Origin of the sequence: Flavobacterium rivuli WB 3.3-2 = DSM 21788 (genome assembly GCF_000378485.1) — a bacterium.
GTDB classification, from domain to species: domain Bacteria; phylum Bacteroidota; class Bacteroidia; order Flavobacteriales; family Flavobacteriaceae; genus Flavobacterium; species Flavobacterium rivuli.
In genome coordinates, this window is the sequence record NZ_KB899966.1 from 186,161 (window position 1) to 210,523 (window position 24,363).

Below are 24,363 nucleotides of genomic sequence, written 5' to 3' on the forward strand. Positions count from 1 at the left end.
TAAGCAGCGGTATTTAGCTTATCATTCAAAGCGAAGTGCAACGAAGCGCAGAATCTCTATTTTTATTAAGTATATCAACTTCAAAAAACTTTGAACCTGAAACTTTAAACAACAAACCCCTTGGCAAAAATAGTCCCTTTTAAAGCAGTACGCCCGGCACGCGATAAAGTGAGCCTGGTAACATCCCGTTCTTACGATGAATACAGCCCTGCAGAACTGGCCTCTCAGCTGGATTATAACCCTTTTTCTTTTCTTCATATATTAAACCCTGCCTACATTAACCTTCAAAAAGCTTCGGCAGAAACAAGGTTCAAATCGGTACGCACAAGATATGAGGAGTTTAAGCACGAAGAGATATTAAACCAGGAAGATGCACCGGTATTTTATTTATACGAAATACAAAGTAAAAATCAGGTCTATTCAGGCATTATAGCAGGCACAGCTGTAGAAGATTATCAAAATAACGTTATAAAAAAACATGAAGATACTTTAGAGTACCGCGTAGAATATTTTAAAGATTACCTTCATCAAACAGGCTTTAATACAGAGCCGGTACTCATAACGTATCCCGAAAATCTTGCTTTAAAAAAATGGATATCTACCCGCAAGCACAAGCGGCCTGTATATTTATTTTCGTCACTTAACCGCGACAAACACACGTTATGGCGCATAAAAGACGATGCCGAAATTGACTGGCTGCAACAACAATTTGCAGGTATGAAAAGCCTTTACATAGCCGATGGCCACCATCGCTCAGCTTCGGCAGAATTGCTTTATGAACAGGACAAAGCTTCAGGTAATGAAAACCTTAACTATTTTATGAGTTTTCTTATTTGCGAAACCGACCTGAAGATATACGAATACAACCGCATTATCCGCGACCTTAACGGGCATACTAAAAAACAGTTTCTTACTGCACTTGCTAAAGATTTTACTGTTGAGAACAAGCACATGGAATTGTGGAAACCGGAAAAAAAATACCAGTTTGGGATGTATCTTGATGGAGAGTTTTATGCACTTAAATTAAAGGACACGAATTTTAGTTCAGTGCGCGAGGCGCTTGATGCACAGATACTTTATAACAAAGTACTTGAACCCTTACTTGCTATACACGATCTACGTAATGACGAGCGTATAGAGTATATTCCCGGAAGCAAGCCCATAACAGCCATTAAAGAAATTATAGACAGTGGCGACTACCAGGTAGGTTTTATATTGTTTCCTGCAAGCATACAGGAAATAAAAGAACTTGCCGATAATAACCTTATTATGCCGCCTAAAAGCACGTATATTGAGCCTAAGTTCAGGAGTGGTTTGGTTGTGTATGAACTTTGATAAGATTTCAGAATGTAGATTTCAGATTTTGATGCTCCTTAAAGCAACATGCTATAAATAAAAATAAATGTCAATACAAAATAACCTACTCGAAATAAAAAACGACCTTCCGGGGCATGTTACACTCGTAGCTGTTTCTAAAACAAAACCTGTACCTGATTTGATGGAGGCTTATGATGCAGGGCAACGCATTTTTGGCGAGAACAAGATACAGGAAATGGCAGATAAGCATGAGCAGATGCCAAAGGATATTGAGTGGCACATGATTGGGCATGTACAAAGCAATAAGGTAAAATACATGGCGCCATTCGTGAGCCTCGTTCATGGTGTGGACAGCCTGAAACTATTGGCCGAAATTAATAAACAGGCTGCTAAAAATGGCAGGATTATTGCCTGTTTATTGCAGATGCATATAGCAGAAGAAGACTCTAAATTTGGCTTAGATGAAAGCGAACTGCAGCAATTGTTAGAGTCGGAGGAATTTAAGCACATGGAAAACATTAGGGTAACCGGCCTTATGGGCATGGCTACATTTACGGATGATGAAACGCAGGTAACTAAAGAATTTACGCGTCTTAAAGCTATTTTTGACAGCCTTAATGAGTTGCCAACAACTAATAACTTACAGCCATCAACATTATCAATGGGCATGAGCGGCGATTACAAAATTGCGATTGACTGCGGCAGTACCATGGTAAGAATTGGCAGCAGTATTTTTGGCAGCAGATAGGTGGTTTGCATTTACGAACTTTGTATCTTTACATAAAGCAATAGCAAAAGTGTATTGCTTTTTAAACTTTTAACCTGAATAAGATATTTGTACGCAATACTTGACATAGAAACGACGGGTGGACAATTTAATGAAGAGGGAATTACAGAGATTGCCATTTACAAATTTGACGGCCACGAGGTTACAGACCAGTTTATAAGCCTTGTAAACCCCGAAAAAGAAATACAACCCTTTGTGGTTAAACTTACCGGTATTAATAATGCCATGCTGCGCAGCGCACCTAAGTTTTATGAGGTTGCAAAACGTATTATAGAAATTACAGAGGGATGCATTATTGTAGCCCATAATGCCCAGTTTGATTATCGCATTCTTCGTACAGAGTTTGACAGGCTTGGTTATAATTTCGAACGTCAGTCGCTTTGTACGGTAGAGCTTTCACAAAAATTACTGCCTGAACAAACATCCCACAGCCTGGGCAAGCTTGTTCGCGCACTGGGTATACCCATGAGCGACAGGCACCGTGCCACCGGCGATGCTCTTGCTACGGTAGAATTATTTAAACTTCTTTTAGATAAAGATATAGAAAAAGAAATTGTAAAGGGCCTCGTAAAATCGGAGAATTCCCAACAAAAGAAAGGGCTTTCTACCAAGCTGCTTGATATGCTTAATAGCATACCTGCCGTTACGGGTGTGTATTACATTTATAAAGAAAACGGCGAACTTATTTACATTGGCAAAAGCCGAAACATAAAAAAGCGTGTTAACCAGCATTTTACAGGAACATCAAGGCGGTCTAAGCGCATACAAAAAGATGCTTTTACCGTTACTTACGAAGAAACCGGCAGCGAACTTATAGCCCTGCTTAAAGAATGCCAGGAAATAAAAGTAAACCAGCCGCTACTTAACCGTTCGCAAAAAAAGGCTACTTTTCCGTGGTCATTGTATGCTGCAAAAAACACCAATGGTTACATAGCGTTAAGCCTTACAAAAACTGATGGCCGTAAAAAAGAAATCATCTCATTTTCGGGTGCTGCCGAAGGTAAAAATGCGCTGATACGAATTACCGAAAAATATAATCTGTGCCAAAAAATAAATGGCTTAGACCCTTCTGTTACAGATGCCTGCTTTCCTTATGGCACAGGTAATTGTAACGGCGGCTGTATAGGTGCAGAACTTCATACTGAATATAATGTTCGAGTGGGAGAATTTATAAGCTTTAATTCGTTTAACGGTCAAACCATGGCAATTATAGACCGTGGCCGGAAGGTTGACGAGCGCAGTGTGGTGCTTATAGAAAATGGCAAGTATATAGGCTATGGTTTTTATAAACTTAACTACCAGGTTAACAATCTTGATATACTTAAAAACATTCTTGTGCTTATGGAGGACAGTAAAGATGCTAAAAGTATAATAAGAGGGTATATAAGGAAAAAGAAAGATTTAAAAATACTGCACTTTTAAGCTATTTAGTATCTTTATGTAATGCAGGAAAACCCACCCATAAACCGCGGAATGATTTCCGAAGATTTCCGGAAAAAGCTACATACTATAATTTATGAGGCAGATACCCGCGCAGGCAGGCTTTTTGACATTATATTGCTTTGTGTTATTTTTTTAAGCATTGTAGCCGTAATGCTGGAAAGTGTCGCCTCGATAAAAATTGTATACGGTCACCAGCTTGCTGTTATAGAATGGGTAATAACAATACTTTTTACCCTCGAATATATAGGCCGTGTTATTGCTGTTCGTGAACCATTACGTTACGTTTTTAGCTTTTACGGCATTGTAGATCTTTTGGCAACATTGCCTAAATATATCGGGCTTATGTTTCCCGGTACAGGTTTCCTTATTGCTATCAGGGCGATAAGGCTGCTAAGGGTTTTCAGGATACTAAAATTGCACAATTTTGTTGGGGCATCTAACCAGCTTGTTGAAGCTTTAAAGAAGAGCCGGACTAAAATAGCGGTTTTTCTGTTTAGCGTTGTAGTGCTTTGTGTTATAATGGGCACTTTAATGTATATGATAGAAGGCCCTGCAAGTGGTTTTACAAGTATACCTGTAAGCGTATACTGGACAATTGTAACACTAACAACAGTGGGCTTTGGAGACATTACCCCACTTACCCCACTGGGGCAGTTTCTTTCTACAATTATTATGATAATGGGTTACGGCATTATTGCTATACCCACTGGGCTTGTTACTGCTCAGTTTATGAACGAAAAAGCACACCTTAACACACAGGCATGCCCCAATTGCGGCACCCACCAGCACCGCGACGACGCTAAGTTTTGTTATAATTGTGGCGCCAGCCTAAAATAATCTATGAACACCTCTCAAAAAAAATACCTTATTGCAGTAATAGGCCCTACCGCCATTGGCAAAACAGCTCTGGCAATACAAATTGCGCAGCATTTTAACTGCGAAATCATTTCGGCAGACAGCAGGCAGTTTTTTATAGAAATGGCTATCGGTACAGCAGTACCTTCTGCCGAAGAACTCGCTGCAGCACCCCATAATTTTATACAAAATATTTCTGTTTTTGAAGAATATACGGTTGGCGACTTTGAGCGCGATGCCATTGCTAAACTTGCTGAATTGTTTTTGACTAATGACTATGCAGTACTTGTTGGTGGCTCTGGTTTATACATTGACGCCATACTAAAAGGTTTTGATGATTTTCCCGATGTTGAACCAGACGTTCGCGAAAGCCTGAAAGCTAACTACGAATTACATGGTATTGAATATTTACAACAGCAGTTACAACTACTCGACCCTGTGCATTATGAAAAAGTTGCAAAGGAAAATCCGCAGCGTTTAATGCGCGCCTTAGAGGTTTGCATAGGCTCCGGCCGCCCTTACTCTTCTTTTTTAAACATTAAAAAAAACAGCCGTACCTTTACCCCTGTAATCATTGGGCTTGAAGCCGGACGACAGCTCATGTACGACCGTATTAACCAGCGGGTAGACATTATGGTTGAGGCTGGGCTTATAGATGAAGCACGGGAATTATATCCGAATAAAAGCCTAAATGCCTTGCAAACCGTGGGCTATCGCGAATTGTTCAGCTACTTTGATGGAGAGTTTACATTGCCCTTTGCTTTAGAGGAAATAAAAAAGAACACCCGCCGTTTCGCAAAAAGGCAGATGACTTGGTTTAAACGTACTGAAGGAGCTAAATGGTTTGACTTTAAAACACCATTAACCGAAATTATAAATTACATAGAAGAAAAAGTATAATGCCAATATCTCCAAATTTTACATCAGTATACTCACACGACTGGGAAATAAACTTTTTGCAATGCACGCCCAACGGCTTACTTAAACATACCGAATTGTGTAATATACTGCAGCTTACTGCCGGTTACCATGCCGAAATGGGTGGGATAAATTTTACCGATATGCAGCTGCATGACCAGGCATGGGTACTTAGCCGTATGCGTGTAGAAATTGACGAATTACCTAAATGGACAGAGACAATTACTGTAACTACGTGGATATATGACTTGCAGGGATCACGTTCTATAAGGGCATTTGAGGTTCATGTGGGCGGACGTAAAATTATAGGGTCGGTTACATACTGGGCGGTGTTTAATACTAAGCTTCGTAAAGCCGAAGCCCTCGCCCTGCCCCATGAGCATGTTGAAACATATCCAGAAAGAAAAGCAACTGAAGAATCCTTCAAAAAAATAGATGTAAACCGGGAATTATTATTAAATAGTGAGCGTAAGGTAATGCTGTCTGACGTTGATATTGTGAACCATGCCAATAACGTGAAATATTTGGAGTGGTGCCTTGACAATATAGATCCGCGCCCTATTTTAAAACAGCAATTAAAAAGTTTTGATATGAACTTTATGCGCGAACTTAAACTGGGCGATGCTGTGCAGTTATTTTCTGCTAAAGAAGACAATGCTACCATCTTTACCATTAATAAAGATGATAAGCCGTGCTTTGCTTTAGAACTTGACTGGAAGTAGTTTTAGTCTCAGTCTCAGTTTTCTGTTTTCAGCTTTCTATGTTTAAGGATGGAATGCAGAAATGCATATTCAATTATGTATATTAAATAGATTGCTTTTTTATTAGATTCATACATAGTTATAATAAACAACAAAAAAGAGATTCTCCCTTACGTTGGAACAGCATCCTTTAAAGAAACGCTACCCAAGAGTAAAAAAAGAATCTCCTAAATTATATAAACAGTTGCCTGTTCTTATTTTTCTTCAGCTACTTTGTTTTTTACAACAAGCCTGAAACCTTCTCCGTGAATGTTTAGTATCTCTACATCCTCATCTACTTTAAGGTATTTTCTCAGTTTAGCAATGTAAACGTCCATACTTCTTGAAGTAAAATAGTTGTCATCTCTCCAAATTTTAGTTAGAGCAAGTTCCCTTGGCATAAGGTCATTTTCATGCAGGGCAAGCATTTTTAACAATTCGTTTTCTTTTGGCGATAGCTTTATAGGCTCATCGTTTTCAAAAGTAAGGAAACGTAATTTAGAGTTCAGGTGCAATTTACCAATCTGGAATTCAAATTTAGAATTATCAGTTTTAGTTTCAGATGCCTTTCTCTGTATAATAGCTTTAATTTTCATTAAAAGCACTTCAGAGTCAAACGGTTTATTAAGGTAATCATCTGCACCTACTTTATAACCTTTAAGCACATCTTCTTTCATAGATTTTGCTGTAAGGAAAATAATAGGCACTTCTTTATTTTTTTCCCTTATTTCTCTTGCAAGGGTATATCCGTCTTTATAAGGCATCATTACATCAAGAATGCAAAGGTCGTAGTTGTCTTTTTTAAACTTCTCAAACCCTTCCATGCCATTTTTGGCTAATGTAACATCAAAATCATTAATTAAGAGATAATCTTTTAGTACGGCTCCAAAGTTGGGATCATCCTCAACTAAAAGAATCTTTTTGTTTACTTCTTCCATATTTTTAATTTATTAGTGGCATTTTTATTATAAAGGTGCTACCCTTTCCTTTCTCACTTTCTACATATATATGACTGCTGTGATCATCTACTATTCGTTTTACATAAGCAAGCCCCAGTCCGTGGCCTTTTACATTATGTACATCGCCGGTATGCTCCCTGTAAAACTTCTCAAAAATCCTTTTTTGGGTAGCTTTGCCCATACCCAGGCCATGATCTTTAATTTTTATCAAAATAAAATCCTTAACGTTCTCTGTAGATATATCTATAACAGGTTCGTCCGGCGAATATTTGATGGCATTATCCAGTATATTAACAAGAACGTTTGTAAAATGAACATCGTTTAACAATGTCGTGGTTCGCAGCGCATTAAAATGACGTGTAAGCGTTCCATGTCTTTCTTCAATTATTAAATCAACATGCTCAATTGCACCTTCAATCACATCGTGTATGTCTGCCTGCTCTTTATCAATGTCAAGCTCTTTCTTTTCGAGCCTCGATATTTGCAGTACATTTTCTACCTGGGAGTGCATACGCTTATTTTCGTCCCTTATCATTTGCAGGTAGCGCTGTACCTTCTCTTTATCGTCAAATATTTTTGGGTTTTTAATAGCATCCAGCGCCAGGTTAATAGTGGCAATGGGTGTTTTAAACTCATGGGTCATGTTATTAATAAAATCGGTCTTAATTTCCGATATATTTTTTTGTTTTATCAACTGGTTAATGGCACTTAAGTAAGCTATAATTATTATAAGCGTAAATACCAGTGACAACGATGTTATGCCAACAATTGATGAGAAAATAAAAGTTTTCTTTTCAGGAAAGCTTACGATTATCTTGTACCGGGTAGACCCTTCACTGTCTTCAAAAACCGGGTGGTCATACATTCCTGCTTCGTGCTTAAAATTTGCCGACCTTACTTTTGTAGAAAGGCTATTGTTGTAAATAGCAAACTCAAATGGTGTTTTAACGCCGCTTTGCTCTAACTCAGCGGCGATCATTTTTTGCAGTTTTCCTGTATTAATCCAGCTTTCAAGGTAATTATACTCCCTATAGTCTTTAAGAAACCCTTCTATCTGAAAACGCAGCCATCTGTCGGCATCAGCGTTAACCTTGTTTTTTTTAGTATCCTGAGAAACATTACTTCCTTTAGATTTTTTTCTTACAAGATCGTCTATCTTATCTTTATCAAAGAACACTTCATCATATTCTCTTGTAACCTGGTCAGAATATATTACAGTATCATCGCCCTCTTTTACGGCCCTGTCATAAAACGGTAATAAATCAGCACGTAATGGTACACGACCCGTACTGTCTTTAAAACGACTGTAAGTCTTATAAAACTCTTCGCCTTCCTGCTGCTCCAGTTTAAAAGCAACTTTGCTTAACACCTGCTGGATGTGGAATTTAAATTGTTCTTCGTTATTTTTAAGCGACGAGTTAACCCAATATAGCTGTACAAGTATTATACCTATCAGCGATAGGCTCATAAAAAACACCAGTAAGCGAAATTTTGTTTTATTCATCACTACAAATTTAACATTTTAACATTTACAGCTAAAAAATATTAACCAAATATTAACGCCTACCCCTTATTTATAACATTTTTTAAAAGATTATTAATGTCAACCACCTGTTCTTTAGCAGATTCCAAATCAATGTTATTTATCACGAAATTGCTCAGGGGTATCGTTTTTTGGTCATTCCACTGGTTTTCTATACGTTGCAGTACTTTTTCCCGGGTAACACCATCACGGTTCATCACTCTTTGTATGCGCACATCCGTTGGGGCAGTCACTAATATTATAAAATCGCAGTCTTTATAACTACCGCTTTCAAACAAAATTGCTGTTTCTTTAATAACAAAAAGTTTGCCACTATTTTGTAAAACCCAATCTTTAAAATGCTCTGCTACTTTAGGGTGTATTATACTATTTAGCTTTGCAAGCTGCTCTGGATTATTAAAAACAAGGGCTGCTATTTTTGCCTTATCAGGAATGCCCTCTGTAAGTATATCATTACCAAAAATTGCTATAAGTTCTTTAACCACATGAGGCATAAAAAGTATTTTTTTTGCCTCATCATCAGCAATATAAACCGGTATATCAAGTGCAGCAAAATAACCCGCAATGGTACTCTTACCACTGCCAATACCCCCCGTAAGACCTATAATTTTTGGTTTCATTAAAAAAATAATTCAGGAAATGCCTGTTGTGGTTGCTGCTTTAGCAAATTAATTTTTATAAACGAATTTATATACCCGGTACCATAGCCATAAAATTGTATAAAAACCGCTGCTACTGATAACAGACCCACTTTTACATTTTTATTGGCAACAGAAGAGAGCACAAATACCGCTGCGAAGTACAAAATATAAAGATAAAAGAAGAAATGCACATTAATTAACATTAGTATAAGAGAACCCGCAAGCCCTGCTATGAAAAATGACGGAAATAAAAATGTGATCTTTTTATACTCCGGATGCCATTTATCTAATATAGGCCTTGCCTTACCAAATTTATTAACCTGTATATAAAATTTATCCCAGTTAATACGGCGTTTATGATATACGTAAGAGTCGGTAAAAAGCTTGGTTGTGTATCCTAACTTCCATAACCTGATAGACAAATCAGGATCTTCGCCGGGATGGATGTTACCAAAACCCTGCGAGGCAATAAATGCAGCTTTAGAAATACCCATATTGAAACTACGCGGCTGAAATTTCTCTATCGTCTCTGATTTTCCCCTTATGCCGCCGGTAGTAAGAAAAGATGTCATAGAAAAGTTAATGGCCTTTTGCACATCACTAAAAGAATTAAGCGCTCCATCCGGACCTCCAAAGCAATCAGTATATTGTGCTTCAAGGTTAATGTCTACGCTTTGCAAATATTGCGGGGGTATTATGCAGTCAGAATCAAGTATTATAAAATAGTCTCCCTGCGCCTTTTGCATACCATAATTACGGGAATCTCCCGGGCCGCTGTTAGGCTTAAAATAATACGATATATTTAGACTGCTATCATACTTTGCGATAACATCGCTACATGGTACAGATGAACCGTCTTCTATAACCACCACCTCATAATCATTGGTATATACCTGCCTGGTAAGACTTTCTAAAAGTTCTTCAATTTCGTCCGGCCTGTTGTAAACGGGTATAATAAGAGAAAAAAACATGTACAGTAATTTTTAACAAAGTTACTCTTTATAAATAAAAAAGCCACCAAAAATTGGTGGCTTAGTTTGTAATAAAATTTTACTTTTTACTACGGTAATCTATAATAAGCTATTAATTCTTTTTAATTACTTTAATAGTTTTAACAGCATTACCGGCAGTAACTTTTACTAAGTAAGTACCCTCTGCAAGCATAGAGGTATCTACTTTAGCATTAGTAGTATTAGGCTTTTGCTCATTTACCTGCTGGCCTAAAAGGTTAAATATTGCAACAGATGTAATATCTGAAGAATAAGTTAGGTTAAGCACATTGTTAACCGGGTTAGGATAGTAAGAGAACGATGCAAGATCAAACCCTTTACCACCAAGTATCTCCTCGATAGTTACAGCAAGAACCTCAGTGCTTGTACAGTTGCCTATAGTTTGAGTAGCATAGTACGTGTTACCTTCTACAAGCTGAGTACCTTCCGGTAGCGCAACACCTGCAATAGCGTCGCTCTCAGTTGCATACCATCTAACAGTCCCAGTAGCTGTTACTACAATATCTTCAATCGTAGCATCTGTAGCAGAAGCAACAGTAAAGCTTTGAGGAGATACACCCGTTGGTGCAGGAGTATTATTAATAGTTACAGTAAATATAGACTGGTTAGTACAGTTTGGCGTAGTGGCAGATGTTGCAAAAACATACAGGGTTGTAGTTTCTTCAATTAATGCACCGGCCTCAAGCATTGTGCCTGCACCATTGTTTTCTGTATAGTAATTACCATTAGTTAATGCCGGTAAAGTATATGTTCCACCACACTGTGTAACATCTTCGGGGTCATCAACCAGAACAGTTGTTAAAACAACAGTAACCGGAGTTCTAGTTTCGCTTTCGCAACCGTTAGCAGTTTGCGATGCATAATATATTTCACCATTTACAAGCGCAACATCATCTACTAATGCAATACCACCTGTAGCATTTTCATACCATTTAATATCTGTACCTGTAGCCATAAGTCCCGCAATAACGCCGGCACCACAAAATGTTTGTGTAGCATCGGCTACAGGAGCCTGCGTAGCTGCAACAGTTATTACAGCCGTAGCAGTAACACTACAGCCAGACTCGTTTGCAGCACTAACAGTGTAAGTAGCGCTTTGGGTTAATTTTGCATATACAGTCTCTATATCCTGTCCTGTATAAGCTATGGTTGCAGCCTCATCTGTAAATAAACCTGCAGCTGGTGTCCAGGTTACAACAGTGTCAAAACTATAGTTAAAGGTTACATTAAATCTTTTAGGAGATAATGTACCTGAACCAGAGGTTAAATTGTTGTAATTAAACAGAGTGGTATTAGCACCAAGATCTGTATAATACGTTTTAGCATTATTTACATTATCTGCACCTAAATGAGAAACACTTATAACAATGTTAGATACACCATCCCAAACATAAGGAGTTGTAAATGTAATAGTGTTTACACCTACAGCATGTGTATAAGTTGCCGGTCCGTAAACGGTTGTAAATCCGGTTTCGCTTAAATATGTCGTATTTGCAAATACTGCATTTTCTGTACTGCCCAATTTTACAGTATAGCTATCGTTATTAGCAGCATCCCCTAAACTTGATATATTGTAAGCTATAGATGTTATGCTACCAGGCTGTAAACCCGCAGCAATAAGTTCTGCAGCAGTGTAAATTGTCTGGCTCTTGTAATTTACCCTCCTGTTAGAGAAAGCCGTAAGTTCTTCTGTATCTGTAGTCTGGGTTGTTGCAGTACCTACTGTAGCTGCACCATTAGCAGATGCTCCATTAATTGTAAGTGCTACTATTGCATCAGGGCAAACTGTTGGTGTAGCAGGAGTTACGGTAATTGCAGCTGGTAGTGTATTAACTGCAACCGTAATTTGCTCTACCGCCACACAGCCTGTAACAGCATCTGTTGCAGTAACAGTATAAGTTGTAGTTTCTGCAGGCGATACTATTTGAGACTCACCAGTAAGGTTAGTTCCCGGTGTCCATACATACGTATAATCATCATTATCGCTTGCAACAGAAAGTGTTGTGCTCTGCCCTTCGCAAATTGAAACCGCTGTAGCGGCAACTTCAATCGCAGGTGCGCTTGTTACTGTAACTGTAACCGCTTCACGAGGCGACTGGCAAACACCATTACCATTAAATGTAAACTGTGGCCTTACAGAATAGGACTCCAGGTTAGATCCTGTAGTTGTACCACATATAGCACTTGCTGATGTAGCATCGGATACATGGAATTTAACCGTTGATACGTACGATGTGTTATCTGTTTTCACAGTCCTGCTTAAAGTAGCAGTTGATGCAGCATTACCATGGCAAAACTCTACAAGAATATTTGATGTACCATCCCAGTTAAAAGGTGTTGTAAATGCAAAAGTATTTATTCCTGTAGTTGGCTGATATGTTGCACTTGTATAAACAGTTGCAAGGCCATTGTTACTAACAAAAGTTGTTAGCTGCGTAGCTGTAGTTGTACCGATTTTAATAGACAGATCGGTATTAGCAATAGAGCTTGTTGAAGTAACATTTAGAGCTATCGAATTTAAATTACCTGCTGTAATACCTGCACTTCTTAATTCCTGAGCTGTAATAAGGTGTTGCGTGTGATTATTGCTCCAGTTAGAATATAGCGGGTTAGAATATGTATCAGATGTTGTTGCACCTGCACCCACCGCTACATTAGAATTTGATACAATTTGCGTTGCACTAACATAAAAATCTCTTGTGGCATTTACCGATGGCGATGCAAATGGGCTGCCTGATCCAATAAAGTTTCCGTTTACAGGAGCATCATACCAGTATAGTAGTCCGCTATTAGTAGCTGTAGCAGTAAGCTGTGCAGGTCCTTCTCCACATACTGTTGCATCATTAGCAGTAACTATTTCAGGATAGTCGCAAAGCGTAGTAAATGTAGCCACTGGTGCCCATACACTTGTACCATTTGTAGTACCACAATTACCTCTTACCCATACATAATATGTAGTTGAAGGCTGTAAACCTGATAAACCGGTAGTTACGCCTGTTGCTGTTGCATTAGCTACAGTCTCTGCTGTAGGCGCAACATTGCTTGTAGAATAATAAATTTGATATCCTTCAGATGGTACTGTACCCGGCGCTGTCCATGAAAGGGTAGCCGCAGCTTTGCCTATAGCCGAAACCTGTACTGCACTTGGTGGTAAACATGATGGCGATACATCTACTGTGATATCATCTACAAATAACCTGTTCCTGTCGGTAATAGAATATACATTAAAGCCAATGTAGTATACTCCCGTTGATGATGGCGTAAAATCGATAGTATTTGTAATTGGTGTTGTATTATTTACAATATTGCTATGATTTGCTAATTCTGTAGTCATGCTTGTAGCAATATTAGCAGTACCATAAGACACCCTTAGCCTTTCTACATAAGTAGTACCTCCATTATTACCATACTTATATGTTAACCTGTAAGATACTCCGGCCGTTAAATTTAAACCACGGGTATAAAACCATGCATTTGCAGGGTTATTGCTGTTATAAGTATAATTAAGTACTTTACTTGTAAACCCGTTTCCGGCTGGGCTGTATGTTGTCCAGTTATTACCGTTACCCACGTTTTGAGATGTAGTACAACCTGGCAATGCAGGCGTTGTAGCTGATTCAAAATTTTCAGAATATGGGATGCCTGTAGCTTCACATGGAGTTGTAAATGTTATAGATGGTGTCCAGGTGCTAAAATTTTCTCCGCAACTGCTTCTTACCCAAACATAATATTGTGTGTTTGCTGTTAAGCCCGTTATAGTGGCTGTAGTACCTGTAGTAACCGGCGTACCCTCTGTTGTAGCAGTGGGTGCGGTGTTATTTGTTGAATAGTAATACTGATATCCAGATGACGGAGCAGTAGACGGAGCCGTCCATACAACCGTTGCCGTGGTTGAAGTTGATCCGGAAAATGTTAAGCCTGTGGGCGCAAAACATGATGGTGGTGCCGTTAAAATAAATCGCGCCTGTGGTTTAAAATCATTAGCAGTATCTGTATCCTCATTGCAAAGTGCATCTTCATCTGAAACAACAAACCTGCTGCTATCATCTGCCGTGCCGTATACAAAAACCTGTCCGTACGGATCGTCAAAGTCTGCTTCGCCATAACAAACATCAACAAGTATGTTACTTGTACCGTCCCATACAAATGGTGTGGTTAATGTAAACATATTATACCCACCTACAGACGTGTAGTTGCCGCTATAAACTTCTGTGAGGGCTGCATTATTATGCGTAGCAGAATTTGTAGCTGTAGTTTGCGCTAACCTGATTTTATAGTTAGGCAAAGTAACCACAGAGGGTGTTGCTACATTCCAGCCGAACTGGCTAATAGTACCTGTTGCCCCACCGGCAGCAGTAATTTCTGCAGCTGTGTATACAACCTGGTAATGCATGTATGCATAATAGCTGTTTACCGGTCCAAGCCCGCTACCGGAGTCTGCCACAGATACTTCTGTGCCAGATCCTAACGTAACTGTTTGTGCAAATGCATTTGTACCCACAAGTACAAAAAGCATCATAAAGCTGGCTATCCATTGCTGAGGTTGGCGCCATTGCTTTTGCAAAATTTCTAAAGTAGATTTTTTCATAAAATAATGTGTTATTAATCTACTAAAACTATAGAAAATAGCATCGTGCTTAACAAAATGTTGTAAAATTACTGCTTACGCAACTATTTTGTTAAAACATAATGCTCAAATAAGATGGAATGTGAAAAAAATGAATTGTAAGCATTAAATTTATGTTAACATAAATTTAATGCTTGTTAGAAAAATAATGGTTTTAACTACTTTAAATAAAAAAAGCCCCTAACAAGGGGCTAAATGTTATATTTATGCAATGACTTGCATTAATTGGGTTAAAAATTAGTCAAGACTATCTATTTTAACCATTTCGTTAGAATCTTTGTTATAATCTAGACCTTGAATATCAAAACCAAACAAGTTGTAAAAATCTTTACGATAACCTTCAAGATCGCCTATTTCGGCAAGGTTTTCTGTTGTTGCCTGTGTCCATAATGCTGCAACTTTTTCCTGTATATCATCACGCATTTCCCAGTCGTCTATACGAATCCTGCCTTTGTCATCTACAGGTACTTCGCTTCCCGCATAAAGCCTTTCGGAATAAAGGCGCTGAATTTGCTCAATAGTTCCTTCATGTACTCCTTCTTCTTTCATTATTTTATACAATAACGAAATATAAAGAGGTATAACCGGTATGGCAGAGCTTGCTTGTGTAACTAATGCTTTATTTACAGATACATAAGCTTTACCATCAATATCTTTTAGGCTGTCTGTAATTTCAAATGCTGTTGCTTCAAGGTGGTCTTTAGCACGGCCAATAGTTCCTTTTCTGTAAACTGCCTCTGTAAGTGAAGGCCCTATATAAGAATATGCAACAGTTGTTGCGCCCGGAGCTAAAAGGTTTTCTGCTTTTAGTGCATCAATCCACATAGCCCAGTCTTCTCCTCCCATCACCGCAACAGTATTTTCTATATCACCTTCCACTGCTGGTTGTATAGAAATATCTGATACTTTACCTGTATGAAAATCTACTGTTTTGTTAGTAAACACACCTCCTATAGGCTTTAGAACCGAACGGTGTAATACACCTGTTTCCGGATGCTGGCGTACTGGTGATGCAAGGCTGTAAATAACAAGGTCTACCTGTCCAAGATCGGCTTTTATAAGGTCTAAAGTTTGTTGCTTTATTTCTTTAGAAAATGCATCACCATTTATGCTTTTTGCATAAAGGCCTGCTTTGTGCGCTTCTTCCTCAAAAGCAGCTGAATTATACCAGCCCGGTGAAGCTGTTTTACCTTCTACAGGTGGTTTTTCAAAGAAAACTCCTATAGTAGCCGCGTTGCTGCCAAAGGCACTTGTAACCCTCGATGCAAGGCCAAATCCTGTTGAAGCGCCTATTACAAGCACTTTTTTTGCGCCATCTATAGCACCTTTAGATTTTACATATTCAATTTGGTTTTTAATGCTTTGTGCTGCACCTTCAGGGTGGGCAGTAAGGCATATAAATCCTCTCATTCTGGGTTCTATGATCATAATTTAAGGTATATCTTTATTGGTAAATATTTTTGCGGAACAAATATAGCCCGATTTTTTAGTTAAGCAATGCCCGTGCATGATTAAGCGCAGAGTCGCTTACATCTTTGCCCGAAAGCATCTCGGCAATTTCCCTTACGCGCTCATCATGGGTAAGCAGTTTAAGTTCAGATACTGTGTTATCTCCTTGGGTAGTTTTAAACACTTTATACTGCCTGTCGCCTTTTGCGGCTATTTGTGGCAGGTGGGTAATGGCCATAACCTGCATCTGTTGGCTCATGTTTTTCATGATGTCACCCATTTTATTAGCAATTTCTCCCGAAACCCCTGTATCTATCTCATCAAAAATAATACTTGGCAGCTTACTGTAATTAGCAAGCACTGCCTTTACAGCGAGCATAATACGGGACATCTCCCCACCGGAGGCTACTTTCTTCATCAACCCAAAATCTGTTCCTTTATTACCAGAGAATAACAGGCTCATCTGGTCTTTGCCATTGTTAAAATAGCTTTCTGTTACTGCAACTTCAAACTTAAAGCGTGCATTGGGCATACCAAGCTGGCTAAGTATTGCTGTAATTTTTTCGGTTAAAACAGGTATCGCTTTTTGCCTGGCTTCGTATAACTTAGCAGCAGTACCATCGGTTATGGCTTTAGCTTTTTCAGCCTCATCTTCCTGTTGTTTAATAGCATCGTCTATATTTTCTACAAGTACAACTTTACTTTCGAGCTCTTCCTGAATTGTCAATAAATCAGCCACTGTTGCCGCCTGATGCTTTTTTTGCAGGGCATAAATAAGCTGTAACTTCTGGTTAACACGCTCCAGTTCGGCCGGGTCGTCAGCGAGTTTTTCATAACCTTCGGCAAGGCTGCCGGTAATATCGTCAAGCTCTATAACAAGGCTTGATACCCTTTCGTAATATCCTGCATATTCAGCCGAAAGGCTACTTATTTTTTGCAATGAATTTTTTATGTCTTTCAGGTTTTGCAGTGCCCCTAACTGTTCTTCATTGGCTATGGCCAATGCCTTAGCTACAGATTCTTTAATGAATTCTACATTGCTAAGCATTTCCAGTGACTCTTCCAGTTCTTCCTGCTCCCCTGCTTTCAGGTTAGCAGTAACCAGTTCCTGTAGCAAAAATGCATTGTAGTCCTGCTCTTTAGAGAGTGATGCCTTCTGGTCCTGTAATTTTTTTAGCTTAGATAGTACCTCTTTGTACAGGGTATACTGTTTTTTATAGGTAACAAGCAAGTTATTGTTACCTGCAACGGCATCCAGTATCTGCATTTGGTATAGTTCGTCGCTAAGCTCGCGGGTTTGCTGCTGGGAGTGTATATCTATAAGATATTCTCCCAGTTGTTGCAGTTCCTGTAAGTTAATAGGAGTATCATTTACAAAGGCACGCGATTTACCCGACGGTAATATTTCACGGCGAATGATAGTCGTATCTTCATAATCCATATCATTTTGGGCAAAGAATTCATTGAGCTGGTAATCGCCAATATTAAAGTGGGCTTCTACCATACACTTTTGTTCTTTGTCTTTAAGCGATGTAAGGTCGGCACGATTGCCCAGCACAAGGCCAAGCGCTCCTAAAAGGATAGATTTACCGGCACCGGTTTCTCCTGTTATGGTAGAGAAACTGCCGGAAAAATCGATATGGAGTTGCTCTATAAGAGCAAAATTTTTAATATGTAATGTTTGCAGCATAAGGATTTAAAGTGCAATAGCAGCACAAATATAGTGTTTTAAGAAGTATTGCAAAGCCACGATACAGACTAATTTTTCATAAAATTTACCCTTTGAAAACCCTTTTAAATTAAATGTTTAGTAAGCTTGCTACATAAAGGTGTATAAAAAACACCCATACTATACAGAACTACATTGCATTAAATTTATTTTTTAAGGCTTGCAACTTTTATAACTAATTTCGTTATTTTCGCTTTTTACAATTATTTTAACGTAGCAACGTTATTTATGCTACTAACCATTTAACCGCACATTATGGAATTTGAAAGTTTCCTGCAAATTGTTTTCTCTGTTGTACCATCAATAATAGTGGGTGCTGTTGCTTACTATTTCTTTAAAATGCATACTGAAAATGAAGAAGGCCGTCGCCGTTACCTTATACATAAAGAAGCCCAGAAGACAGCTTTGCCACTACGTTTACAGGCTTACGAACGGCTGTCGTTATTTTTAGAACGTATAGACCCTGCAAAACTACTTATACGTATCACACCGCAGTCTAACAATAAACATGACTATGAAGACTATGTAATTGCACAGGTAGAGCAGGAATACGAACATAACCTTACCCAGCAAATTTATGTATCGGCAGAATGCTGGAATATTATTACCACTGCCAAGAATGCCACTATACAAACAATACGCAAGACCAATATGAGCGAACGTGTAGATACTGCAAACAAATTGCGCGAAGTTATGCTTACCGACCTGTTTGACAAACAAAGCCCAAGCAGCATTGCCCTTGCCCACTTAAAAAATGAGGTATCAGAACTTTGGTCGGAATAACTTAAAATAATTTATCTTTATACTTAAAAGGCATCTTTACAGATGTCTTTTTTTTATAAATATTAATATATGGCAGCATTTATAAGATACAAAATATACCTCATCGGATTGGCATTGCACTATCAGGAGAACAAGTAAAAAAATTACCTGCAATAGCTGCATTATCAGTGTTGATAATGCCGGTAGAAGCTTATATATTAGATATAAAAGGAATTGATCATATTGATTATTACACCCCTTACGCTAATTAGCAGTATACTTACATGTTCGTACTTTTTACAGGCTTCTATAAAAATAAGCAATCCTTATTTAAGCAGGACGATAAGTTATATTGGGCAAAATACAATGACCATTTTTGTTACTAACCCCCTGATTATTTTATTACTTACTTTAGCAATACCAACAGATTTTTTTAATTGTACAACATTAGCAGAAAAAAAATTGCTGCCTTTTTTATCTACAATTTTAATACTTTTAATAAGCTTGGCAATAAATGAGATAATAAAAAAAATAAAATTGAATGGAATATTAAATTAATAATTAACAACTGCTACTTCTCTCCCAACAACTGTTCGAGCTTCTTTTTCTCGGCTTCCGGTAATTGTGGCAGCATGGTTTCAAACAGTGTCCTGTAACCCTCTTTTTTAAGCAGTTTACGAATGTTGTCTTTACCAAATTTTACAAACTGCCATTTGTGGTGTAATGTAGCGTTTAAAAGGTTTTGCCATACAATAGGGTCGGCTTTGCCAATGTAAAGCAGGTTAGCCAGTGCATTTTGCCGTACCGAACTTTCGTATCGTGGAGAAGCATACTGTAATAACTCACCATAAAAATCGGCTTTCTTTTCCGGGTGGTAATACTTGGCGGCATAAGCCAGCGTAAGCCACAGAATACGCAGGTTTTTGTCATTAAAACCTATCCAATGGATACCTTTATCTAAAAATTCTCCCTGCCGTTCAGGAAAACGGCGGCATAAAACATTTAGTGCAACTTCGCGTGTAATGTAAGAATCATCATTTAGTAATGTAATATATTCCTTTTCAAACTCAGCCGGGATGGTAGTAACAGTACGCGCCACAGCCTGGCGCAGTTTAATATCTCCTGTATTCATTGCATACCTTACCAGTTCTGCTTTATCGGCAAACGGCACTTTTGCGGTCTGAAAAATTACTTCCTGTTTTACAGGGTAAAACTGGTCGCTTTGCAACACCTGCATAAATACAGGTTTCTTATCTTCAAAACGTTTATCACTCAATTCGCCCAACTTAAGGTATAATTGCATAAACTGGTTTTTACTCAGCAATTCTATAGCTTCGGCAACTTCAAATCCCGGGCTTTCCAGCCAGCGTTTTTTAAACGATGCAGTATCATAAGATGATACTTTGTTTATCTCTGCTAAAAATTCGTCGGTATTCACATTTTTATAAGCATACTTTTCGAGGTAATTTTTAATCGCCGTTTTAAAAACATCATGCCCTATACCCTCTCTAAGAACATGTACTGCCCATGCGCCCTTTTGATAAAAGGAAAGCGTACTTGCCTTCTCGTTCATTACCGGTATAGTATCTGTTTTTGCAGCTTGCTGCAGGCGTTCGGCCATTTCATAAAGCTGGTAGTTAAAATGGTCATTGCCATACAATTCCTGCTCTGCAAGTAGTGCAAAGTAGGTAGCAAAACCTTCCTGCAGCCAATGATGTGTTCCACTTTCGGCAGTTATAAGGTCACCAAACCACTGGTGTGCCAGTTCATGAGCGTTTACATTAATATAAGAACGATCATTAAAACCGGTTTCGTCTACCACAAAATCTTCGCTAAAAATAGTCGACGTAGTATTTTCCATACCCGCATACAAAAAATCAAGTACCGGTACCTGGCGGTAAATTCTCCACGGATAGTTTACCCCTATTTCACGCTCTAAAAAATCGAAAATACGTTTGCTGTCGCGGTACGTTGGTCCAAATTTAGACGCATCTTCAGGTCGGTACCAAAATTCTAAAGGCGTTCCTGTAGCTGCGGTTTGCGACTGGTGTTCAAACTGCCCTATGGTAAGCATAGCAAGGTAACTGCTCATGGGCTTATCCATTTGGTACTCCCACTTTTGCAGGTTGCCCTGAACCGACTTAGATTTCAGAACCCCATTTGCCATAACTTCATAACCTTTTTCATAACCAATAGAAAGGTTAAAGATTACTTTTTCATTAACATCATCAAAACTTGGCAGCCAGTGGCTGGTATATTTGCCCTGCCCCTGCGTCCATATTTGCACATCACTGTCGCCTATGCCATTTGGTCCTGTTGTCGCAGTATTATTACATTCAGGACAATCAAAACGTACAAAGTATAAAGTTTGTTTGGGTTGCGCAGTATAGGTAAACTCAACAGTGTTCTTCCCTTTTTTATAACCTTTAAAAAGCTTTAAAGCACTTGCCGAAGCCGCCCAGCCCGTCTTCTTTTTACCATTAACCTTTACATCCTTAAACTGCATGTTATGGGCATCTATATAAATAGTGTCGGGTTTAGATGATACCTCAAACGTGTAAGTAACTTTACCCGTTACCTGTTTTTGCGAAACATCAAAAGTCAGGTAGGCATCAATCGTTTTAAAGTCGACATCTTTTAATTGCTGAGGGTGCTGTGCTTGCGCAAATAGTATGGTGGTGCTAAATAACGCAAGGGCTTTTAAGCAGGATTTCATTGTATATTTTTTTACAAAACTACACAAATAGAATCATAATAATTGTAAAGGTATGCCAATCTCTTTTTTTAAACTTTACGTTAAAACAGCTCAAATTAAAGTTATAATTTCTAATTTTAACAATCTAATGTTTACAGCATGCCATACATCTCTTTTACATATAAAAAGTTAATTGCCGGTTTAGCGTTATTAGTGCTATTAGTATTACCACAATATACGCACGCGCAATTACTTACTTCGCCGGAGAGCAAAACAGAGGAAACAAAATTCCCTACTGATTCGCTTAACCGCCGTACACCGCGCGGTACCGTAAATGGCTTTATTAAAGCAATGGCCGACCAAAACTACATTAGAGCAAGCCAGTTTTTACAACTTAAAAGAAGCTGGAGAAAAAATTCGCAAAGGCTACGCATTGTACAAAGTTTTCAGCGGCTGTTAGATCAGGGTGGCGACATGGCACCTACAGCGCTGCTTAGCGACAAGTATGAGGGTAATCCTGATGATGTTCTTGAAGAGAACAGCGACCTTGTAGGTACAATAATTATTGACGATAAAGAAATAACGTTATATGTGGTTAATACCGCCCTCGAAGGCCAGCCTCCGCTATGGCAATTCTCGGCAGAAACGGTTGCCGAAATTTCGGCAACTACATCAGATGAAGATACATTGCTTAATAACATATTACCTAATTATTTAAAAAACAAAAAATTAGGTGGTGTGCCCATAGGCCACTGGATAGCAGTAGTAGTTATTGTATTAGTTAGCTACCTTATTGCATGGGCATTAGTTGCACTTATGGGTTTAATTATAAGAGCTACATGGAAAAAGACCCGCGAAGAAGAAGAATGGCTGCTCGTAAGGGCAATGGGTTTACCCATAAGGTTATGCATTGCGTTGTGGCTTTTCGTTGCCGTTTCGCAGTATGCAGGCATCTCTATAATTGTGCGGCAGCGTTTTAGTGCCATAACATTTGTAATAGGCATTGTGGCATTCCTTATCCTGCTCTGGAGGCTTTCAGACATTGTGAGCGATTACACTAAAAACCGCATGACGCTGCGCAACCGGATATCGGCTATATCTGTAATATTGTTCTTAAAGCGTATGGCTAAGGCAGCCATTGTTATCATTGGGTTCATAACCATATTGGGCGCAATAGGGCTCGATGTTACTACCTGGTTTGCCGCATTGGGTATAGGTGGTATAGCACTGGCACTGGGAGCCCAGAAAACCATGGAAAACTTTGTGGGCAGTGTTACCCTTATTGCCGACCAGCCCATTCGTGTAGGCGATTTTTGTAAAGTAGGCGAAATTACAGGAACTGTAGAGTCTATAGGAATGCGAAGCACCAGGATACGTACTAATAGGCGAACCGTAGTTACTGTACCCAACGGTAGTTTTTCGAGCAATAATATAGAAAACTATGCACACCGCGACCGCTTTTTATTCGACCCGGTATTAGAATTCAGGATGGAAACCACACCCGACCAGCTCCGTTATTTACTTGTAGAAATTCGTACATTGCTGTATTCGCATACCAGTATAAACCCCGAGCCGGCAAAAGTGCGCTTTACCGGCCTTACAGCCAGTGCTTACAAAGTTGAAATAATGGCCTATATAGAAGCTGTTAACCTTGATGCTTCGCAGGAAGTGCAGGAAGACCTGTTGCTGCGTATACTGGATATCGTGGCACAAAGCGGTACTGATTTTGCCTTCCCGAGCCAGACGTTATACATGGCACGCGACAAAGGAACCGATGAAGATAAAACTACCGCTACTAACGATATTGTAAAGCAATGGCGCGAAGCTAATGAGCTGCACCTTCCTTCTTTTACCCCTGAACATATTGAAAAGCTTAAGGGTAGTGTAAAGTTTCCGCCAGAGGGGTCGGCTGTGGGGAGAGAAGATGGTAAGACGGTTTAGCGTTAAAAAATTAAATCAGTATCTTATTGATTTAAACCTATATGTTATCAATGCCTAAAGCTTTAAAAAATACTTGATGTCTTTTTTCGGAGAAATCAAGCATTTGCTCGTAAGACATGACCTCAATATGCAAATTTAGTGATGGATTAATTTTATATAAATGTCCATGCGCACTTCGTTTAAAGTCATTCCATTTAATATTAAACTCAATATTTTCCTTATTTAATTCGCATATTATATATCCGAATTTTGGTGTATTATCCTCAATATTTAATAAATTACCCTTTTTACTTCTGGCCTTACTCTTCATCAAATCACGAAAATATTTTAAAACTAGTTCATCCAGATTAGTAGTATTACTCAATTCTCTACCGGGCTTTTTGAATTCAAAAACCACCAAAGAATTGATATTATCTATACTATCGGAATAAGCACAAGGCACATCGTAAATTAATAAATCTGCTTCCTTATTACCTTCGCTCTCGATATTTTTGACAGATTTTGTCTTTATATCCGATGAAGTATGGGTGTGAAATGTAAATCGTTCATCTAATAGCCACAAATTATGGTAGTCAACTGGCATATTATTGCTCTCTGCACCCATTGTGAAAATTATATTATGTAAATCCTCTTCAAGCATAAAATTTTCATCAGTTCTCCATTGTATATACTTTTGAAACAACTTTATAACCGATTTACGCTTAATCATTAAGTCCGCTAACTTGTCTTTTGAAAAAGCCGCTTCCTCTCGCAGAATATTATGAACAATTTCTCCAAAAGCTTCCTTATCATATTCTTTCTTTTTAAATACTTTTTCAAAAGCTTTAGATCTTTTTTGTTCTAATTTAAATTCTTTTTCATGAAGTCTTGCTTCCAATGTCTCATCAGAAGCATTAATGGGAATATCATTAAAAGCATTTTCAACGCTTAATAAATGTCTATATCTA

General features: G+C 38.5%; 17 protein-coding genes. 8 read left to right on the forward strand and 9 right to left on the reverse strand.

The features are described from left to right. Positions 1–120: 120 nt before the first annotated feature. The 6 genes from F565_RS0100865 to F565_RS0100890 all read left to right on the forward strand — a co-directional run bounded on the left by F565_RS0100865 (position 121) and on the right by F565_RS0100890 (position 6,042). The gene (locus tag F565_RS0100865; RefSeq protein ID WP_020211294.1) at positions 121–1,335 is read left to right on the forward strand and encodes a DUF1015 domain-containing protein; all 1,215 of its coding nucleotides are present in this window, start codon (positions 121–123) and stop codon (positions 1,333–1,335) included. A 67-nt stretch (positions 1,336–1,402) separates the two neighbouring features. Further along, positions 1,403–2,065 (forward strand): YggS family pyridoxal phosphate-dependent enzyme, encoded by a 663-nt coding sequence (locus tag F565_RS0100870; RefSeq protein ID WP_020211295.1) that lies wholly within the window; start codon positions 1,403–1,405, stop codon positions 2,063–2,065. Positions 2,066–2,152: 87 nt separating this feature from the next. After that, positions 2,153–3,526, forward strand: a complete 1,374-nt coding sequence (locus tag F565_RS0100875; RefSeq protein WP_020211296.1) for an exonuclease domain-containing protein — start codon at positions 2,153–2,155, stop codon at positions 3,524–3,526. Between the two features lie 51 nt (positions 3,527–3,577). After that, positions 3,578–4,384 (forward strand): ion transporter, encoded by an 807-nt coding sequence (locus tag F565_RS0100880; protein WP_026299804.1) that lies wholly within the window; start codon positions 3,578–3,580, stop codon positions 4,382–4,384. Positions 4,385–4,387: 3 nt separating this feature from the next. Continuing rightward, on the forward strand, positions 4,388–5,302 hold the full coding sequence (miaA, locus tag F565_RS0100885; RefSeq protein WP_020211298.1) for a tRNA (adenosine(37)-N6)-dimethylallyltransferase MiaA: 915 nt from the start codon (positions 4,388–4,390) through the stop codon (positions 5,300–5,302). Next, positions 5,302–6,042: an acyl-[acyl-carrier-protein] thioesterase gene (locus F565_RS0100890; protein WP_020211299.1), complete on the forward strand. Its 741-nt coding sequence runs from the start codon at positions 5,302–5,304 to the stop codon at positions 6,040–6,042. The genes miaA and F565_RS0100890 overlap by 1 nt, the downstream gene beginning before the upstream one ends. A gap of 233 nt (positions 6,043–6,275) precedes the next feature. Here F565_RS0100890 and F565_RS0100895 read toward each other — a convergent pair whose 3' ends face one another. From F565_RS0100895 to recN, 7 genes are all read right to left on the reverse strand, one after another. Beyond that, a complete protein-coding gene (locus tag F565_RS0100895) occupies positions 6,276–6,998 on the reverse strand; it encodes a response regulator transcription factor (protein ID WP_020211300.1) in 723 nt (240 codons plus the stop codon). 4 nt (positions 6,999–7,002) lie between these two features. Then, positions 7,003–8,523 (reverse strand): sensor histidine kinase, encoded by a 1,521-nt coding sequence (locus tag F565_RS0100900; RefSeq protein ID WP_020211301.1) that lies wholly within the window; start codon positions 8,521–8,523, stop codon positions 7,003–7,005. A gap of 59 nt (positions 8,524–8,582) precedes the next feature. Further along, positions 8,583–9,182: a dephospho-CoA kinase gene (gene coaE, locus F565_RS0100905; protein WP_020211302.1), complete on the reverse strand. Its 600-nt coding sequence runs from the start codon at positions 9,180–9,182 to the stop codon at positions 8,583–8,585. Next, positions 9,182–10,174: a glycosyltransferase family 2 protein gene (locus F565_RS0100910; RefSeq protein ID WP_020211303.1), complete on the reverse strand. Its 993-nt coding sequence runs from the start codon at positions 10,172–10,174 to the stop codon at positions 9,182–9,184. Before F565_RS0100910 ends, coaE begins: the two co-directional genes overlap by 1 nt. Before the next feature lie 112 nt (positions 10,175–10,286). Next, entirely contained in the window at positions 10,287–14,801 is a 4,515-nt protein-coding gene (locus F565_RS0100915; protein ID WP_020211304.1) for an Ig-like domain-containing protein, read from the reverse strand. A 276-nt stretch (positions 14,802–15,077) separates the two neighbouring features. Next, positions 15,078–16,268, reverse strand: a complete 1,191-nt coding sequence (gene fabV / locus F565_RS0100920) for an enoyl-ACP reductase FabV (protein WP_020211305.1) — start codon at positions 16,266–16,268, stop codon at positions 15,078–15,080. Positions 16,269–16,326: 58 nt separating this feature from the next. Further along, the gene (gene recN, locus F565_RS0100925) at positions 16,327–17,979 is read right to left on the reverse strand and encodes a DNA repair protein RecN (RefSeq protein ID WP_020211306.1); all 1,653 of its coding nucleotides are present in this window, start codon (positions 17,977–17,979) and stop codon (positions 16,327–16,329) included. Positions 17,980–18,273: 294 nt separating this feature from the next. Here recN and F565_RS0100930 point away from each other — a divergent pair, with 294 nt between their 5' ends. Next, positions 18,274–18,801 (forward strand): DUF7935 family protein, encoded by a 528-nt coding sequence (locus F565_RS0100930; RefSeq protein ID WP_020211307.1) that lies wholly within the window; start codon positions 18,274–18,276, stop codon positions 18,799–18,801. 550 nt (positions 18,802–19,351) lie between these two features. Here the strand turns inward: F565_RS0100930 and F565_RS0100940 are convergent. After that, positions 19,352–21,496: a M1 family metallopeptidase gene (locus F565_RS0100940; protein WP_020211309.1), complete on the reverse strand. Its 2,145-nt coding sequence runs from the start codon at positions 21,494–21,496 to the stop codon at positions 19,352–19,354. Between the two features lie 138 nt (positions 21,497–21,634). On the opposite strand from F565_RS0100940, the gene F565_RS0100945 reads away from it, so the two are divergent. Further along, complete coding sequence (locus F565_RS0100945) at positions 21,635–23,416, forward strand: mechanosensitive ion channel family protein (protein ID WP_020211310.1); 1,782 nt, start codon at positions 21,635–21,637, stop codon at positions 23,414–23,416. A gap of 37 nt (positions 23,417–23,453) precedes the next feature. Here the strand turns inward: F565_RS0100945 and F565_RS0100950 are convergent, their stop codons facing one another. Further along, complete coding sequence (locus F565_RS0100950; protein ID WP_020211311.1) at positions 23,454–24,293, reverse strand: hypothetical protein; 840 nt, start codon at positions 24,291–24,293, stop codon at positions 23,454–23,456. Between the last annotated feature and the right edge of the window lie 70 nt (positions 24,294–24,363).

Bases quoted from the DNA above. Each gene is read 5' to 3' on its own strand.
- F565_RS0100870 (WP_020211295.1), top strand. From the start codon at position 1,403: ATGTCAATACAAAATAACCTACTCGAAATAAAAAACGACCTTCCGGGG.
- fabV (WP_020211305.1), bottom strand. From the start codon at position 16,268: ATGATCATAGAACCCAGAATGAGAGGATTTATATGCCTTACTGCCCAC.
- F565_RS0100900 (WP_020211301.1), bottom strand. From the start codon at position 8,523: ATGAATAAAACAAAATTTCGCTTACTGGTGTTTTTTATGAGCCTATCG.
- recN (WP_020211306.1), bottom strand. From the start codon at position 17,979: ATGCTGCAAACATTACATATTAAAAATTTTGCTCTTATAGAGCAACTC.
- F565_RS0100940 (WP_020211309.1), bottom strand. From the start codon at position 21,496: ATGAAATCCTGCTTAAAAGCCCTTGCGTTATTTAGCACCACCATACTA.
- coaE (WP_020211302.1), bottom strand. From the start codon at position 9,182: ATGAAACCAAAAATTATAGGTCTTACGGGGGGTATTGGCAGTGGTAAG.
- F565_RS0100895 (WP_020211300.1), bottom strand. From the start codon at position 6,998: ATGGAAGAAGTAAACAAAAAGATTCTTTTAGTTGAGGATGATCCCAAC.
- F565_RS0100930 (WP_020211307.1), top strand. From the start codon at position 18,274: ATGGAATTTGAAAGTTTCCTGCAAATTGTTTTCTCTGTTGTACCATCA.
- F565_RS0100945 (WP_020211310.1), top strand. From the start codon at position 21,635: ATGCCATACATCTCTTTTACATATAAAAAGTTAATTGCCGGTTTAGCG.
- F565_RS0100910 (WP_020211303.1), bottom strand. From the start codon at position 10,174: ATGTTTTTTTCTCTTATTATACCCGTTTACAACAGGCCGGACGAAATT.
- F565_RS0100890 (WP_020211299.1), top strand. From the start codon at position 5,302: ATGCCAATATCTCCAAATTTTACATCAGTATACTCACACGACTGGGAA.
- F565_RS0100915 (WP_020211304.1), bottom strand. From the start codon at position 14,801: ATGAAAAAATCTACTTTAGAAATTTTGCAAAAGCAATGGCGCCAACCT.
- F565_RS0100880 (WP_026299804.1), top strand. From the start codon at position 3,578: ATGATTTCCGAAGATTTCCGGAAAAAGCTACATACTATAATTTATGAG.
- miaA (WP_020211298.1), top strand. From the start codon at position 4,388: ATGAACACCTCTCAAAAAAAATACCTTATTGCAGTAATAGGCCCTACC.